At 77.0% G+C, this 256-nt stretch carries 1 protein-coding gene; it reads left to right on the forward strand.

Going from position 1 to position 256, the window contains the following annotated elements:
• Positions 1-256, forward strand: a 256-nt coding sequence (locus ACLEQD_RS45405; RefSeq protein ID WP_410392077.1) for a hypothetical protein, incomplete at both ends; no start/stop codon positions are given.

Consider the following 256-nt stretch of genomic DNA (forward strand, 5'->3'; position numbering starts at 1 on the left):
ATGAGCCCGCATCCCATCCTGCTGCCCGCCGTGGAGCAGGAACTGGCGGACGTGGCAGCCGGGCGAGGTGCTGCCGTCGCTGCGGCGCAACGAGTCCGAGCGCGGAGACCGCTGCCTGGCGCTCCGTGGCGGCGCTGCTACACGCGGGGGCTGGAGCCTGGCTGGAGCGCCCTCACCCCGGCGCGGGGCGCCCCGGGGTGCCCCCTGCCCACCTACCCGTGGCAGCGCGAGCGCTTCTGGCTGGAGCCGGCGTCCG

It is taken from the genome of Corallococcus sp. 4LFB (genome assembly GCF_046520365.1).
Taxonomy (GTDB): domain Bacteria; phylum Myxococcota; class Myxococcia; order Myxococcales; family Myxococcaceae; genus Corallococcus; species Corallococcus caeni.